Here is a 16,035-nt window from a genome sequence, read left to right as displayed (position 1 = left end):
CACCGCTCCGCGGGAGCGGTGACCGGGACGCTGCTACTTGGCGGCCATCTTCTGCTTGATGAACCCGACAACCCACGTCAGCACCAGGCCACCCAGGCCACCGCTGGCAATGTTGGTGCCCACCGTCGCCACGTCCAGTGCCGCGCCACTGGCGGTGCCGGTGAGTTGCGCAATGATCTGGCCCAGGACCAGGCCGCCAACACCGCCGAGAAGGGTGTTGAGCCCGCTCCCCAGGCTCTGTTTGGTCATGCCGGCCAAGTTGCCGCCGACGGCACCGCTGATGATCTGCACCAGCAAGCTGATAAGTGTTTCCATGATGAAACCCCTGCATAGCGTTAATGGAGTGACCACTCGCTTGCAGCAACTTCAAACGTCAGGGCTGTCGTCGAGGAGTCTTTATCCGCTGAACGACGACAGACTGTTGCGGATCGCCAGAGTATAGATCAGGCCGTTGCCGTCGGCTGTTTGGCCTGGCTGGCGCTGCCCATCAGCCCCGAGAGCACGATGGCGAGGATGATCAGCGCGCCACCCAGGAGCATGCGCAGCGTCGGGGTTTCGGCGAACAACAGCCAGGCCACGGTAATGCCATAGACCGGCTCCATGGCAAACACCACCGACGCGGTACGCGCCTTGATCACCGCCAGGCTGGCGACAAACAGGCTGTGGGCCAGGCCGGTGCAGAACACCCCCAGCAAGCCGATCCACAACCAGTCAATGCCGCGCACATCCGCCAGCCCGGGCGCCGCCACGGGCAACAGCAACGCCGCGACCACCACGTTCTGGCACAGCGCTGCCTGCACGGCGGGAATTCTCCCGGAGCTGGCGCGATTGTTCAGCGACAACAACGAAAACAACAGCCCCGAGGCGATGCCCCACAACAGGCCGCCGGTGGCTTCGCTGGCAAGGTTGAAGTCCGGGGTGACCAGCACCAGGCCGATGCTGACCAAGACCACCAGCAGTACTTCGTTGGCGCGGATGCGCTCGCGGAAAATCAACCCTTCGAGGATCACGGTAAACGCCGGGAACGCTGTAAAACCCAGGGTAGCGACCGCCACACCGCCCACCTTGACGGCCATAAAGAACGTCACCCAATGCGCCGCCAGCAATACGCCGCTGCCCAGCAGTCGGCGCCAGTCGCGGCTTTGCAGTTGTTTCCACGGGGCATTGCTGGCGAAGCGTGCGAATACCGCCAGGGCGAGCACGGCAAACGCGGCGCGGCCAAACACAATAATGGCCGGCGAGGCGGCCGCCAGCTTGCCGAATACGCCGGTGAGGCCAAACATCAATGCGCCGATATGCAGGGCGCCGAGGGCTGAACGGGGAGTCATTGCGGTCCTTGAACGTACGGGGTGACGAAAAACCCAGTCTAGAGGGTGGCAGGCCTGGGCGTCTGTCGTCGGGCTCGCGCTGTTTGTCGCGGGACTCTTGCTACGGTGCGCGACGCAACTGACCGGGGGAGGCGCCGAATTCCCGCAGCATCGCGGCGGCGAAGGCGCTTTGCGAGCTATAGCCGACGCGCTCGGCGATTTCTCCGATGGGCAGCGGTGTTCCGCGCAGCAGGTCGAAGGCCATCTGCAGGCGACGGCTGCGGATGTAGTCCATGGGCGTCTGCCCGCATTCGGCCATAAACCGTGCGTGCAGGCGCGCCGGGGACAGGTCGGCGATGCGCGCGAGGTCGGCGACCTGCAGCGGGTGGGCGACGTGGCGCTCAATGTGCGCATTGAACGCGGCATACGGCAGGCGCTTGCCCGGCAGCAGCTCTTGCTGATGGTTAAGGCTGGCGAGCAGCAGCACCGCGCCTTGCTGCACGATCAGCGGGTCGTTCACCGGGCTGTGCGCCAGCCATTGCACCAACTGGTGTTGTCGGGCGTCCAGGGCCAGGCGCGTCGGTTGATCGAGCAAGCGGCGACTGGCATCGGCATGCTCCCCCAGCGACTGCACCACCCAGTGCTCGGTAGGCACATCCAGCACCAGGCAGCGGCTGCCATCGCGGCTGTCGCAGACGTGGTGGGCGGAGTAGGGCAGTACCATCACGCTGCTTTCACGCACCTGGCTGCCACGGCCCTCGACCTCGAAATCCAGGTGCCCGGACAGGCCGAACACCAGCTGCGCATGGTCATGGCTGTGGTCGATTGGCGCTTGGGTGTAATGGCGTAGCGTGAGGATCGGTCTCATCGCGGTCTCCTGGGCAGGCTGTCGCAGTCTACAACGCTTTGCGGGCCCTGAGCGCTGTCATCAGACTGACTCACAGTTGTCATGGGCTATTAATCGCCTTGGCGCAAGCTCGCAAAAACAGCGTCGAGGGATGCCCATGACCAGTGCCGAGTTGACCAAGCCCAGCCGCAAGCAACGGGTGCGTACCCTGTGGATTTCCGATGTGCACCTGGGCACCCGGGATTGCCAGGCGGAACATTTGTCGCAATTCCTCAAGGGTTACCACGCCGACAAGGTCTACCTGGTGGGTGACATTATTGACGGCTGGAAACTGCGCGGCGGCATGTATTGGCCCCAGGCCCACACCAACGTGATCCGCCGCCTGCTGACCATGGCCAAACGCGGCACCGAGGTGATCTACGTCACCGGCAACCACGACGAATTCCTGCGCCGCTATTCCAAGCTGATCCTGGGCAATATCCAGTTGGTGGATGAAGCGGTGCACGTGACGGCAGACGGTCGGCATCTGCTGGTGATCCACGGCGATCAATTCGATGTAATCACCCGCTACCACCGCTGGCTGGCGTTCCTTGGCGATTCGGCCTACGAATTCACCCTCACCCTTAACCGCTGGCTCAACCACTGGCGTGCGCGGTATGGCTACGGCTACTGGTCGCTGTCGGCGTATCTGAAGCATAAGGTGAAGACGGCGGTGAGCTTTATCAGCGATTTCGAAGAAGCCATCGCCCACGAAGTGACCAAGCGCGAGCTGCACGGCGTGGTGTGCGGGCACATCCACCATGCGGAGATTCGCAAGGTGGGCGAGGTGGATTACCTCAACTGCGGGGATTGGGTGGAGTCGTGCACGGCGTTGATCGAGCACTGGGATGGGCAGATCGAGTTGTATCGGTTGGCGGATGCGCAGGCGAAGGAAGCGCAGCTCAGGGCGGAGATGGTCGCTGGCTGAAAGGTTGTACTCGGTCCAAGTGTGGGAGCGGGCTTGCTCGCGAATGCGGTCTTTCAGTCACAGTATCATTGACTGACCCACCGCTTTCGCGAGCAAGCCCGCTCCCACATTTAGATTGGGTTTCTTCAGTTGGAGACGTCAGCGATGGCTTGGGCAAGCAGCGCCAGTCGTGTGGCATCAATCCCGGCCACATTCGCCCGCCCCGAATTGACCATATACACGCTGTGCTTCTCGCGCAGTTGCTTGACCTGCTCGGCACTCAAGCCGGTGTAGGAAAACATCCCACGCTGCGCACCAATATGCGCAAACCGCTCAGCCAAACCGTGGGGTGCCAAGGCTTCCACCAGCCCGGAGCGCAACTGCGCAATCCGTGATCGCATGGCTTCCACTTCACCGCTCCACAGCGTTTTCAGCTCGGTATCACCAAGGATCGTCGCCACTACAGCCGCACCATGATCCGGCGGCGTTGACCACAGGTTACGGGCGATATTCGCCAGTTGGCTGCGCACGTCGATCAGCTTCTCGGCATCCGCCGCACACACAATCAACGCGCCGACACGGTCGCTGTACAGACCGAAATTCTTCGAGCACGAACTGGTGACCAGCACTTCCGGCAGCTCGGCCGCAAACAGCCGCACGGCCCAGGCATCTTGCTCCAGGCCGTCGCCAAAGCCTTGGTAGGCAAAGTCGATCAGGGGCAGCAACTGGCGCTCGCGCACGATCTGCAGCACTTGGCGCCAGTCGTCCTGGGACAGGTCAAACCCTGTCGGGTTGTGGCAGCAGGCATGCAGCAGCACCACGTCGCCCTTGGGCACGGTGGCCAGGGTGGCAAGCATGGCCGTCACATCCAGGCGGTTGTCCGCGCCCACGTAGGGGTAGTGGCTGACCTTGAGGCCGGCCTTGGCAAAGATGCTTTCGTGGATCGGCCAGGTCGGGTTGCTCAGCCACACGCCACGGCCCGGTAGGCTGTGGGCGATGAAGTCGGCGCTCAGGCGCAGGGCGCCGGTACCGCCCGGGGTCTGGGTGGCGCCGGCGCGGCGGGCGTGGATCAGTGCCGAGTGGGCACCGAGCACCAGTTGGCTGATCAGTGTGCCGAACGCTGCGTTACCATGGCCGCCGATGTAGGTCTTGGTGGTTTGCGTGTCCACCAGGCGCTGTTCGGCCAGCTTCACAGAGTGGGGAATCGGCGTCAGGCCCTGGTCGTCCTTGTAGACACCGACGCCAAGGTCGAACTTGTTCGGGTTGCTGTCCTGGGCATACAGGTCCATGAGCCCGAGGATCGGGTCGCCGGGCACGCGGCCAATCGCATCAAAGTGCATTACTTGCGGCCCTCGGCGTCCTTGGCCACTTCGTCGGTGCGGGCGGCCATGATGAAGTCATTGCGGTGCAGGCCTTTGATGGAATGGCTCCACCAGGTTACGGTGACCTTGCCCCATTCGGTGAGCAGGCCTGGGTGATGGCCTTCGGCTTCGGAGATGTCACCCATGGCATTGGTAAAAGCCAGGGCGAATTTGAAGTTCTTGAACAGGAAAACCTTTTCCAGCTGCATCACGCCATCGCGTACTTCGATGTTCCAGTCGGGGATCTGCTTGATCAGCACCGGCAGTTCTTCATCGCTGACTTGTGGGGCATCGGCGCGGCAGGCTTCGCAGTGGGCTTGGTTCAAGGTGGTCATGTGAAAGTGTCCTGAATTCGAATGATGAGGTCAGTGGCGTCACCCTAAAGCAACGCGGGGCCGGGGAACAGACTCACCTGGCCGTAAAAACTGAGGTTTAGGCGGCTTTGGGCTTGGGTGGGAATTTAGGTGTGTGCAGACCCAGCTGCATGCCGCGTTCGACCATGCCCATGATATCTTCCTGCGCCACTTCGAACAGGCGCTTGAGCTCTGGCAGCACGAAGTACAAAGGTTGCAGGATGTCGATGCGATACGGCGTGCGCATCGCTTCCAGCGGGTCGAAGGCCTGGTGCTCGGGTTCGGCGGACAGGCTGTATACCGTCTCCTTGGGCGACGACAAAATGCCGCCACCGTAGATGCGCAGGCCTTGGGGTGTGTCCACCAGGCCGAACTCGATGGTCATCCAATACAGCCGGGCCAGGTAAACCCGTTGCTCTTTGCTGGCGGCGAGGCCGAGCTTGCCGTAGGTGTGGGTGAATTCGGCGAACCAGGGGTTGGTCAGCAGCGGGCAGTGGCCAAAGATCTCGTGGAAAATATCCGGCTCTTGCAGGTAGTCCAGTTCTTCACGGGTGCGAATAAAGGTCGCGACCGGAAACTGCTTGTTGGCGAGCAGTTCGAAGAAGGTCTGGAAGGGGATCAATGCCGGCACGCGGGCGACTTGCCAGCCGGTGGTTTCGGCCAGCACTTTGTTGATCTCGCCCAGTTGCGGGATGCGGTCGTGAGGCAGGCCGAGCTTGTCGATGCCGTCCAGGTATTCCTGGCAGGCGCGGCCTTCGATCACTTTCAACTGTCGCGTGATCAGGGTGTTCCACACCGCGTGTTCTTCCGGCGGGTAGTGGATAAAACCTTGCGCATCGGGCTCGCGGGCCACGTAGTGCGTCTGCTTCATACGGCTCTCCTGCTAGGCATTCGTTCTTGTTATGTCCTGCGATGCCCCTATTGATAACCCTTGCCGAGCAAGACTCCATCCGTGTTTCAGGCTGGAATGTGGGAAAAGTTACTAGTTTTCGTAAAGTATTCGTTACGATTGTGCCGCCAGTCGTTGCAATGGGCTGGGAAAAGGTCACGAGCTGTCACATAATCTTGACGACTATCTGCGCCCAGCGACAAAAAGACGCGGCGCCTACCCATTTTTCGAGCCTCTTCATGCGTATCAAAGTGCACTGCCAGAACCGCATTGGCATCCTGCGGGACATTCTCAACCTGCTGGTGGAGTACGGCGTCAACGTCGCCAAGGGCGAGGTCGGCGGTGAACATGGCAACGCCATCTATCTGTTTTGCCCCAACCTGGTGAACATGCAGTTCCAGGCGCTGCGCCCGCAGTTCGAAGCGATTGCCGGTGTATTTGGCGTGAAGCGTGTAGGGCTGATGCCCAGTGAGCGTCGGCATATGGAACTGAATGCGTTGCTTGGCGCCCTGGAGTTTCCGGTGCTGTCCATTGATATGGGCGGCTCCATCGTCGCCGCCAACCGTGCGGCGGCGCAGCTCCTCGGGGTGCGCGTGGATGAAGTGCCGGGCATTCCGCTGTCGCGCTACGCCGAGGATTTCGACTTGCCGGAACTGGTGCGCGCCAGTAAGTCGCGGATCAATGGCCTGCGGGTCAAGGTCAAGGGCGACGTGTTCCTCGCGGACATCGCCCCGCTGCAATCCTCTGAACATGATGACAGCGAAGCCATGGCCGGCGCCGTGCTGACCCTGCACCGCGCCGATCGCGTCGGTGAGCGTATCTACAATGTGCGCAAGCAGGAGTTGCGTGGTTTTGACAGCATTTTCCAAAGCTCCAAGGTCATGGCGGCCGTGGTCCGTGAAGCCCGGCGCATGGCACCGTTGGATGCGCCGCTATTGATAGAAGGCGAAACCGGCACCGGCAAGGAATTGCTCGCGCGTGCCTGCCATTTGGCCAGCCCGCGTGGGCAGTCACCGCTGATGGCGCTCAATTGCGCCGGGTTGCCGGAGTCGATGGCCGAGACCGAACTGTTCGGCTACGGCCCCGGTGCTTTTGAAGGCGCGCGGGCCGAGGGCAAGTTGGGGCTGTTGGAGCTGACGGCGGGCGGGACATTGTTTCTGGATGGTGTCGGGGAAATGAGCGCGCGTTTGCAGGTGAAGTTGCTGCGCTTTTTGCAGGACGGCTGCTTCCGGCGTGTGGGCAGCGATGAAGAGGTCTATCTGGATGTGCGAGTGATCTGCGCAACCCAGGTCGACTTGTCGGAACTCTGCGCCCGTGGCGAGTTTCGCCAGGATCTCTATCACCGGCTCAACGTGCTGTCGCTGCATATCCCGCCGCTGCGCGAATGCCTGGATGGTTTGGCGCCGTTGGTTGAGCACTTCCTCGATCAAGCCAGCCGGCAGATTGGTTGCCCGCTGCCGAAGTTGGCGCCGGCAGCTATGGATCGCTTGAGTCACTACCATTGGCCAGGCAACGTGCGGCAGTTGGAAAACGTACTGTTCCAGGCGGTTTCGCTGTGTGAGGGCGGGACGGTCAAGGCTGAGCATATTCGCCTGCCGGACTATGGCGTACGTCAACCGCTTGGCGATTTTTCCCTGGAAGGCGGTTTGGAAGAAATCGTTGGGCGGTTTGAGAAGGCGGTGCTGGAGCTGTTATATACAGAGCATCCGAGCAGCCGGCAGTTGGGCAAGCGTCTCGAGGTGTCCCACACCACGGTTGCGAACAAATTGCGTGACTATAAAATCTTCAAGTAATTGTGCGGCCGTGTTAAACGCTGCGCACAGGGGGGCAGCGTTCAACTTGCAGGCCGTCAGGCCCCTCTTAGTAGGGGGTGGTATCGACCGTGGCGATCTCTACGAATTTACCGGTGATTTTGTCTACCCATGCCATGGTGTTTCCATCTTCGGGGTTAACGCCCACCATCGTGGTGAGTGAATAATTTTTACCCGGCTCCAATCCGTCCAGACTCTTTTTGATGTAGGGCGAGAGTACCCCGTATTTTCCTTCTTTTAGTTCGTCTGAAGTGATCCCTTCATCCCAGGATTTTATTGGTGTGCTCTCTATTTTTCGAAGTTTCATCAGTGACGATCCTCCATAGGGAACGGTTTCGCCACTCTGCATATCCCGGCTCTCAATTAATACAGGCTCACCACCGTTAATCGGCATCCATTTTGTACTATCTTTATTTTCAGTGATGTGGGTTACAAGACGATAGTCTTGGTCGGGTTTGAGTTTGTTAAGTTCTTTAATGATGGCAGGTGAAAGTTTTCCGTATTTGCCTGCGCGAACATCATTGGCGCTAATGCCGTGATCGATATTTCGCTTTCGATCAAGCGGGGCGTTCAGTAACGCCTCTATCGCATTGAGGGTCGGATTTTCAGGGATGGGCTTTGGTGGCCTGGAGCGGTCGATCAATCTCGAATCGTGGCGCATGTCCGGATATCCGCAATCAGGCAGGTAGTCCCGGTCACGGCGCATGTCCGGATATGCACGATCAGGCAGGTAGTCCCGGTCACGGCGCATGTCCGGATATGCACGATCAGGCAGGTAGTCCCGGTCACTGCGCATGTCCGGATATGCACGATCAGGCAGGTAGTCCCGGTCACGGCGCATGTCCGGATATGCACGATCAGGCAGGCAGTCCCGATCGGAGCGCATGTCCGGATATCCGCGATCAGGGTGATAGTCCCGGTCACGGGGCATGTCCGGACGTCCGCGATCGGGTCGGTAGTCCCAATCCCGACGCGTATCCCTGTGCCCCCAGTCTGGAAGACGCTGATCGATACGATGGTCTTTGAAGCAGGCGTGATAGTGGTGTTCCGGGGGCTGGCGGTAGTGGGAGCGCGAATCGTGCAGCGAATTGTGGTTGTTTCGAGAGTAGGGCTCCCTGAAATGCATTATAGGTAGGTCATTGACTTTGAGCATCGCGAAGGTCCTGTGCCGAGAAATAAGAGGTGGTGTAAGTGGTGCGATATTTACGGGCGGTACTTGGTGCGCAGGTTCAAGTTACTCAGTCAGATGGAGTGTTCACAAGTAAGCGATGTTGAGTAATTGTAAATGTATGTCGGAGTGCGTTGAAAAATGCATGGTTTTTCTTTGAAGTTGGAAAATCAAGTAAAAACATACGTATTAACCAATTTGAAGAGAGCGCAATATCCCGTGCTTGCGGGAGATGTATATGATTTTGAAATAATAAACCGAAGCGGCAGAAGGGTTAGTTGCACGCTGCTTCGAAACTTCACATCACGTATTGACGATGGTCGTGGGCGCGACACGCTGTCGTGGGGGAATCGCTTCCAGGTGTCGCTCCTTGCCGTAAGCGGCATAAGTCCGCCGTTTTTTCGACTCGTGCCCCTGATGCGTTTTCAGTCTCGAGGCCTCAACCCCTTGTCCTGGCTGGGTTTTAGGGTGTTTTTAAAAAGTTGGTTCGCAAATTGCTTAATCCTCATCAGCACAGCGGTGGGCGGCAAACGTCCGTCAGAAAGAGGAAAGAGCGTGGACAAGTACCTATATGTGGCAATGACCGGCGCCAGCCAGAATGCACTGGCGCAGAAGGCCCATGCCAACAACCTGGCGAACATCTCCACCAATGGTTTCCAACGTGACCTGGAGCAGGCGCGCTCGATGCCGGTATTTGGTGACAGCTTTCCGGCGCGGGCGTTTGCCCTCACCGAACGCCCGGCCACCGACTTCAGCCCTGGCGCAATGATTGAAACCGGCCGTGACCTGGACGTCGCTGTCAACGGCGACGGCTGGATGGCCGTGCAGACCCCGGATGGCGGCGAAGCCTACGTGCGCAGCGCGAGCATGAACGTCGATGCATTGGGCGTACTGCGCGCCGGCAACGGTATGCCGATCATGGGCAACGGTGGCCCGATTGCCGTGCCGCCCCAGCAGAAAATCGAAGTGGGCGCCGACGGCACCATCAGCATCCGCGCCATGGGCGAAGGCCCGCGCGTGATGGCTGAAGTGGACCGGATCAAGCTGGTGCAGCCTGATCTGAAGAACATGACCAAAGGTCTGGATGGCAGCATCCACACCAAGGATGGCCAGCCGGCCCAGGCCGATGCGGGCGTCAAGCTGACCTCGGGTTTCCTGCAGGCGAGCAACGTGAATGCGGTGGAAGAAATGACCGCTGTGCTGGCGCTTTCCAAGCAATTCGAGCTGCACATCAAGATGATGAACAGCGCCAAGGAAGACGATCAGGCCATGACGCGCGTCATGGCGATGACCTGATTGCAACCCACTAACTAATTTGTGATGCGGCGCCGACAAACAGGCGCACAAAGGAGAACAGCATGCTTCCGGCTCTATGGGTTGCCAAAACCGGTCTGTCCGCCCAGGACACCAACCTGACCACCATCTCCAACAACCTGGCCAACGTATCGACCACGGGTTTCAAGCGTGACCGTGCCGAATTCCAGGACCTGCTCTATCAGATCAAGAAGCAGCCGGGCGCCCAATCGACCCAGGACAGCGAGCTGCCGTCGGGCCTGCAACTAGGTACCGGTGTGCAGATCGTCGGCACCCAGAAGAACTTCAGCGCCGGTAACCTGCAACAGACCGGCCAGCCGCTGGATATGGCCATCAACGGCCGTGGTTTCTTCCAGATCCTGCAACCGGATGGCACTACCTCCTACACCCGTGACGGTACTTTCCACCTGGACTCCAACGGTCAGATGGTTACCGCCAACGGTTTCGCCCTGGAACCGGCCGTGATCGTCCCGGCCGATGCCAAGACCTTCACCGTCGGCAACGACGGCACCGTGTCCATCACCGTGGCCGGCAACCCGGCGTCGCAAGTGATCGGCAACCTGCAAACCGCCGACTTCATCAACCCGGCCGGCCTGCAAGCCATGGGTAACAACCTGTTCCTCGAAACCGCTTCCAGCGGCGCGCCGCAAATCGGCACCCCTGGCCTGAACGGTTTCGGCACCACGCTGCAAAGCACCCTGGAAACCTCCAACGTGAGCACGGTTGAGGAGATGGTCAACATGATCACCACCCAGCGCGCCTACGAGATGAACTCCAAGGTGATCTCCACCGCCGACCAGATGCTCTCGTTCGTCACGCAGAATCTGTAATCAAGTCTATGGGGCGCCATTGATGGCGCCTGCAACACCGTGAGGTAAGGGTCATGAATCGCTACGTTTCTGTTCTGGCATTGAGTGGGATTACCGTGCTCGCGGGCTGTGTCGCCCCGACGCCGAAACCCAATGACCCGTACTACGCGCCGGTGTTGCCGCGCACGCCGTTGCCGGCGGCGGCCAACAATGGCTCGATCTACCAGGCCGGTTTCGAACAGAACCTGTACAGCGACCGCAAGGCGTTCCGGGTCGGTGACATCATCACCATCACCCTGAACGAGAAGACCCAGGCCAGCAAGAATGCCAACTCGCAGATCGGCAAGACCAGCAAGGCCAGCCTCGGCCTGACCTCCCTGTTTGGTGGCGTGCCCAACACCAACAACCCGCTGGGCAGTGGTGACTTGAGCCTGGACGCCGGCTACAGCGGCGACCGTGCCACCAACGGCAAGAGCGCGGCGGGGCAGGGCAACAGCCTGACCGGTTCGATCACCGTGACCGTGGCCGATGTGTTGCCCAACGGCATCATCGCCGTGCGCGGTGAAAAGTGGATGACCCTCAACACCGGCGACGAGCTGGTGCGGATTGCCGGCATGGTGCGTGCCGATGACATCTCCACCGACAACACCGTGCCGTCCACGCGGATTGCCGATGCGCGCATTACCTATTCGGGTACGGGTTCGTTTGCCGATGCGAGCCAGCCGGGCTGGTTCGACCGTTTCTTCCTTAGCCCGCTGTTCCCTTTCTAGGTGGCCATTTTGAACTTCAAACAGCTGATGGTGGCAGCGTTGTTGCTGTCCCTGAGCGCCGTCGCCCAGGCCGAACGCCTGAAAGACATCGCCAGCATCTCCGGCGTGCGCTCCAACCAGTTGATCGGCTACGGCCTGGTGGTGGGGCTCAACGGTACGGGTGACCAGACCACCCAAACCCCGTTCACCCTGCAGACCTTCAACAACATGCTGTCGCAGTTCGGCATCAAGGTGCCGGCCGGTTCGGGCAACGTGCAGCTGAAAAACGTCGCGGCTGTGTCCATCAGTGCCGACTTGCCGGCGTTCTCCAAGCCGGGCCAGGTGGTGGACATTACCGTGTCCTCCATCGGTAACTCGAAAAGCCTGCGCGGCGGCACCTTGCTGATGACGCCGCTCAAAGGTATCGACGGCAACGTGTACGCCATCGCCCAGGGCAACCTGGTGGTGGGCGGTTTTGACGCCGAAGGCCGTGACGGTTCGAAGATCACCGTCAACGTGCCGTCCGCCGGGCGCATTCCTGGCGGCGCCACGGTGGAACGCACCGTGCCGAGCGGCTTCAACCAGGGCAACAGCCTGACCCTGAACCTCAACCGTTCCGACTTCACCACCGCCAAGCGCGTCGTCGACAAGATCAACGACATGCTCGGCCCTGGCGTGGCCCAGGCCATCGACGGCGGCTCGATCCGCGTGACTGCGCCGCTAGACCCAAGCCAGCGCGTGGACTACCTGTCGATCCTGGAAAACCTCGAAGTCGATCCAGGCCAGGCGGTGGCCAAAGTCATCATCAACTCGCGCACCGGCACCATCGTGATCGGCCAGAACGTCAAGGTGTCGCCGGCAGCGGTGACCCACGGCAGCCTGACCGTGACCATCACCGAAGACCCCATCGTCAGCCAGCCTGGGCCGTTGTCCAATGGCCAGACGGCCGTGGTGCCGCGCTCGCGGGTGAATGCCCAGCAAGAAGCCAAGCCGATGTTCAAGTTCGGCCCCGGCACCACTCTGGATGAGATTGTCCGCGCGGTGAACCAGGTGGGCGCAGCGCCCGGCGACTTGATGGCGATCCTTGAAGCCCTGAAACAGGCCGGCGCCTTGCAAGCCGACCTGATCGTGATCTGAGGCCATGGCCATGGATATGCGCAAGAGCGGGATCAGCAGCACGGCGGACTCGGGGTCGTACTCCGACTTGAACCGGCTTAACCAGCTCAAGGTCGGTGCCGACAAGAACAGCGAAGGCAACATGCGCAAGGTGGCGCAGGAGTTCGAGTCGCTGTTCCTGAGCGAGATGCTCAAGTCCATGCGTTCGGCGACTGAGGCATTGGGCAAAGACAACCCGATGAACACCCCGGCGGCCAAGCAGTACCAGGAGATGTACGACCAGCAACTGGCGGTGTCGATGTCCCGCGAAGGCGGCGGTATCGGCCTGGCCGACGTGCTGATGCGCCAGATGCAGAAGAACAAACCGGTGGAAGCCCAGGCGGCCACCTTGCAAGGCCCGGCGGCGGCTGAGCCGACGAAGAAGGTGGATGTGCCGACGGAAATCGGCGCCGGTACCCAGGCCGAGGGCCCGCTGGGCCGTTCCAATGGTCAGCGCCCACTGTGGGCGTATCGCGTGGCTGAGCCGCAGGCGGGCGCCGCGGCGTCCCACAGCAACGACATGGAGTTGATGAACCAGCGCCGTATCTCCTTGCCGAGCAAACTGACGGATCGCCTGCTGGCCGGCATCGTGCCAAGCACTGACACCAGCGTGGCCAAGGCCGCGCCACTGCGCAACAGCGCCGCCGAAGACAACGTGATCAACAGCACCGCGCGCAGCTTTGCCGTGCCGAGCGGGCGCATGCAGGTCTATGGCCGCGCCATTGCCCAGCCACCGCTGGCACCGGCGAAAAAAGCCTTCGGCTCCCAGGACGAATTTGTCGCCACCATGTTGCCGATGGCCAAGGCGGCCGCCGCGCGCATTGGCGTCGATCCGAAGTACCTGGTGGCCCAGGCCGCGCTGGAAACCGGTTGGGGCAAGTCAGTGATGCGCGCCGAAGACGGCAGCAGCAGCCACAACCTGTTCGGCATCAAGGCCGGCCAGAGCTGGCAGGGTGGCCAGGCCCGGGCAATCACCAGCGAGTTCCGCGATGGGGCGATGGTCAAGGAAACGGCGCAGTTCCGTTCCTACAGCTCCTATCAAGACAGCTTCCACGACCTCGTGACATTGCTGCAAAGCAATGATCGCTATAAAGAAGTTGTGAAGTCGGCCGACAACCCGGAACAGTTTGTACGCGAGTTGCAAAAGGCCGGTTACGCAACCGACCCAGACTATGCCAGCAAGATTTCGCAGATCGCCAAAACGATGAACAGCTACCAGAACTACGCTGCCGCTGGCGCAACCACACATTTATAAGGTCTGAATCATGAGTTTGCTCAGTATCGGGATGTCAGGGCTCAATGCCGCTCAAGGATCGCTGTCGGTCTTGAGTAATAACATTGCCAACGTCAACACCGCGGGCTACTCACGTCAGCAGGCCACCCAGAACGCCAGCGCGTCGAGCCAGTTCGGCGGCGTGTTCATCGGCAGCGGCACGACCCTGGCGGATGTGCGTCGGGTGTATAACGAGTATCTGGATGCGGCGTATCAGAACACCACGTCACTCAGCGCTGATGCCAACACCTATCAGAATCAGATCAGTGCGGTGGACAAGGTCCTGTCGGACAAGACTACCGGCATGTCCTCGGCACTGAGTTCGTTCTTTGCGACCTTGCAGACCGCTTCGTCCAACCCCAGCGACCTGTCGGCGCGCCAACTGCTGGTGGCGAATGCCAAGACCTTGAGCAGTCGCTTCAACTCCATCTCGACGCAGTTGACCCAGCAAAAAGAAACCATCAATAGCCAGCTGAGCACTATGAGTGAGCAGGTCAATCAACTGACCTCCTCGATTGCTTCGCTGAATAAACAAATCTCCCAAGCCCAGGGCTCCGCAACCGCGGCGCCCGCGAATTTGCTGGATTCGCGCAACGAGGCCGTGCGTGCGCTCAATGAGCTGATCGGCGTCACCGCAACGGAAAAGAACGGTCAATTCAGCATCAACACCGGCAGTGGCCAGTCGCTGGTGGAAGGTGGGATTTCCAACACTATTTCGGCGGTGCCGAGCAAAGACGACAACAGCCAGTACACCATCCAGCTGAACGTCAATGGCACTGCCCTGGACATGGGCTCGGTCATCAGCGGCGGCAGCATTGGCGGCTTGTTGCGCTATCGCAGCGACGCCCTGATGCCAGCCATCAACGAGCTGGGACGTCTGGCCATTGCCACTGCGGATACGATCAACAATCAGCTGGGCCAGGGCCTGGATTTGAATGGCGATTTCGGCCAATCGCTGTTCAAGGACATCAACAGCGCCACCGCCATTGCTTCGCGCAGCCAGGCGGCGGCGGGCAACAGTGCCGCGTCCAGCAACCTGAATGTGACGATCAACGACAGCAGCAAGCTGACGACCTATGACTACAAGATCACCTTCAGCGACAAGACCAACCCGAACATCATCACCGTGGAGCGCTCGGACGGTAAGTCCATGGGCAACTTCGATATCAGCTCGACCACCACGCCGGTGTCGTTTGACGGCGTGACCGTGACGCTCGATGGCAAAGGCACGATGGGGTATGGCGACACCTTCAAGGTCAGCCCGACGGCCAACGGTGCCAGCGCCATTGGTGTCGAGATGGCTGACGCCAACAAGCTCGCGTTCGCTGGCCCGCTGGTAGGTGACAGCAGCAAGACCAACACCGGCACTGGTACCTTTTCCCAGCCGTCCTTGACCGCGCCAATTGATATCCACGGCGGCGCCGACTCGGCGAAGTTGCGCGCGAACATCGAAGGCTTGATGCCGGTAAAAATGGTCTTCGGCAAGCCGGCGGCTGACGGTACGCAGTCGTATACGATCAGCAACGCCCAGGGCAAGGCGATTGGCACCGGCACCATCGTGCCGGGGCAGGGCAACAAGATCACCATCAATGTGCCCGAGCTGGATGCCAGCGGTACGCCGATCCCGGGTTCGGGCTTCAAATTCGACACCACCATCAACGGCTCGCCGGCTGACGGTGACAGCACCACGTTCTCGTTCAACAGCGCCGGTAAGTCCGACGGCCGCAACGCGCAGCAATTGCTTGATTTGCAGACCAAGGCCACGGTGGGCATGGGTGACGGTAACACCGGCGTGAGCCTGGTGGGGGCCAACAGCCGCCTGGTGTCACAAGTGGGTGCAAAGGCCAGCCAGTCCGCTGTTGACGTTGCCGCGACGGGCGCCTTGCTGGCGGCCAACAAGGAAGCGCGCAACGCAGTGTCCGGGGTCAACCTGGATGACGAGGCCGGCGACATGATCAAGTTCCAGCAGTACTACACCGCGTCGTCGCAGATCATCAAGGCCGCGCAAGAAACCTTCACTACATTGATCAATAGTCTTTAAGGGAGTCTGGGA

At 60.5% G+C, this 16,035-nt stretch carries 15 protein-coding genes; 8 read left to right on the top strand and 7 right to left on the bottom strand.

Features of this window, described 5'->3' with window-relative positions; genetic code table 11:
* Positions 1–33: 33 nt before the first annotated feature.
* From ACZRMO_RS13230 to ACZRMO_RS13220, 3 genes are all read right to left on the bottom strand, one after another.
* Entirely contained in the window at positions 34–315 is a 282-nt protein-coding gene (locus ACZRMO_RS13230; RefSeq protein WP_463973143.1) for a hypothetical protein, read from the bottom strand.
* 128 nt (positions 316–443) lie between these two features.
* Entirely contained in the window at positions 444–1,328 is an 885-nt protein-coding gene (locus tag ACZRMO_RS13225; protein WP_463973142.1) for a DMT family transporter, read from the bottom strand.
* Positions 1,329–1,428: 100 nt separating this feature from the next.
* A complete protein-coding gene (locus tag ACZRMO_RS13220; protein WP_463973141.1) occupies positions 1,429–2,175 on the bottom strand; it encodes an AraC family transcriptional regulator in 747 nt (248 codons plus the stop codon).
* A gap of 136 nt (positions 2,176–2,311) precedes the next feature.
* Between ACZRMO_RS13220 and ACZRMO_RS13215 the strand changes: the two genes are divergently transcribed.
* Positions 2,312–3,121: a UDP-2,3-diacylglucosamine diphosphatase gene (locus ACZRMO_RS13215; protein ID WP_463973140.1), complete on the top strand. Its 810-nt coding sequence runs from the start codon at positions 2,312–2,314 to the stop codon at positions 3,119–3,121.
* Positions 3,122–3,246: 125 nt separating this feature from the next.
* Here the strand turns inward: ACZRMO_RS13215 and ACZRMO_RS13210 are convergent, their stop codons facing one another.
* From ACZRMO_RS13210 to phhA, 3 genes are all read right to left on the bottom strand, one after another.
* Positions 3,247–4,440, bottom strand: coding sequence for an amino acid aminotransferase (locus ACZRMO_RS13210; RefSeq protein ID WP_463973139.1), 1,194 nt, complete (start codon positions 4,438–4,440; stop codon positions 3,247–3,249).
* A complete protein-coding gene (locus tag ACZRMO_RS13205) occupies positions 4,440–4,796 on the bottom strand; it encodes a 4a-hydroxytetrahydrobiopterin dehydratase (protein ID WP_017735186.1) in 357 nt (118 codons plus the stop codon). The genes ACZRMO_RS13210 and ACZRMO_RS13205 overlap by 1 nt, the downstream gene beginning before the upstream one ends.
* A gap of 97 nt (positions 4,797–4,893) precedes the next feature.
* Entirely contained in the window at positions 4,894–5,685 is a 792-nt protein-coding gene (gene phhA, locus ACZRMO_RS13200; RefSeq protein ID WP_463973138.1) for a phenylalanine 4-monooxygenase, read from the bottom strand.
* Between the two features lie 257 nt (positions 5,686–5,942).
* Here phhA and ACZRMO_RS13195 point away from each other — a divergent pair, with 257 nt between their 5' ends.
* On the top strand, positions 5,943–7,496 hold the full coding sequence (locus ACZRMO_RS13195; protein ID WP_463973137.1) for a sigma-54-dependent transcriptional regulator: 1,554 nt from the start codon (positions 5,943–5,945) through the stop codon (positions 7,494–7,496).
* Between the two features lie 67 nt (positions 7,497–7,563).
* On the opposite strand, the gene ACZRMO_RS13190 is transcribed toward ACZRMO_RS13195, so the two are convergent.
* Entirely contained in the window at positions 7,564–8,667 is a 1,104-nt protein-coding gene (locus ACZRMO_RS13190) for a hypothetical protein (protein WP_463973136.1), read from the bottom strand.
* Between the two features lie 570 nt (positions 8,668–9,237).
* Here ACZRMO_RS13190 and ACZRMO_RS13185 point away from each other — a divergent pair.
* The 6 genes from ACZRMO_RS13185 (at position 9,238) to flgK (ending at position 16,023) form a co-directional block, all read left to right on the top strand.
* On the top strand, positions 9,238–9,978 hold the full coding sequence (locus ACZRMO_RS13185; RefSeq protein ID WP_463973135.1) for a flagellar basal body rod protein FlgF: 741 nt from the start codon (positions 9,238–9,240) through the stop codon (positions 9,976–9,978).
* Positions 9,979–10,040: 62 nt separating this feature from the next.
* Positions 10,041–10,826: a flagellar basal-body rod protein FlgG gene (gene flgG / locus ACZRMO_RS13180; protein WP_300626829.1), complete on the top strand. Its 786-nt coding sequence runs from the start codon at positions 10,041–10,043 to the stop codon at positions 10,824–10,826.
* 53 nt (positions 10,827–10,879) lie between these two features.
* A complete protein-coding gene (flgH, locus tag ACZRMO_RS13175) occupies positions 10,880–11,575 on the top strand; it encodes a flagellar basal body L-ring protein FlgH (protein ID WP_463973134.1) in 696 nt (231 codons plus the stop codon).
* Between the two features lie 6 nt (positions 11,576–11,581).
* Positions 11,582–12,691 (top strand): flagellar basal body P-ring protein FlgI, encoded by a 1,110-nt coding sequence (locus tag ACZRMO_RS13170; protein WP_370695328.1) that lies wholly within the window; start codon positions 11,582–11,584, stop codon positions 12,689–12,691.
* Positions 12,692–12,695: 4 nt separating this feature from the next.
* A complete protein-coding gene (gene flgJ, locus ACZRMO_RS13165; RefSeq protein ID WP_463973133.1) occupies positions 12,696–13,964 on the top strand; it encodes a flagellar assembly peptidoglycan hydrolase FlgJ in 1,269 nt (422 codons plus the stop codon).
* A 10-nt stretch (positions 13,965–13,974) separates the two neighbouring features.
* Positions 13,975–16,023 (top strand): flagellar hook-associated protein FlgK, encoded by a 2,049-nt coding sequence (gene flgK, locus ACZRMO_RS13160; RefSeq protein ID WP_463973132.1) that lies wholly within the window; start codon positions 13,975–13,977, stop codon positions 16,021–16,023.
* Positions 16,024–16,035: the final 12 nt, after the last annotated feature.

It is taken from the genome of Pseudomonas sp. B611, assembly GCF_055407965.1.
This window is presented reverse-complemented; position numbering and strand designations above follow the sequence as displayed.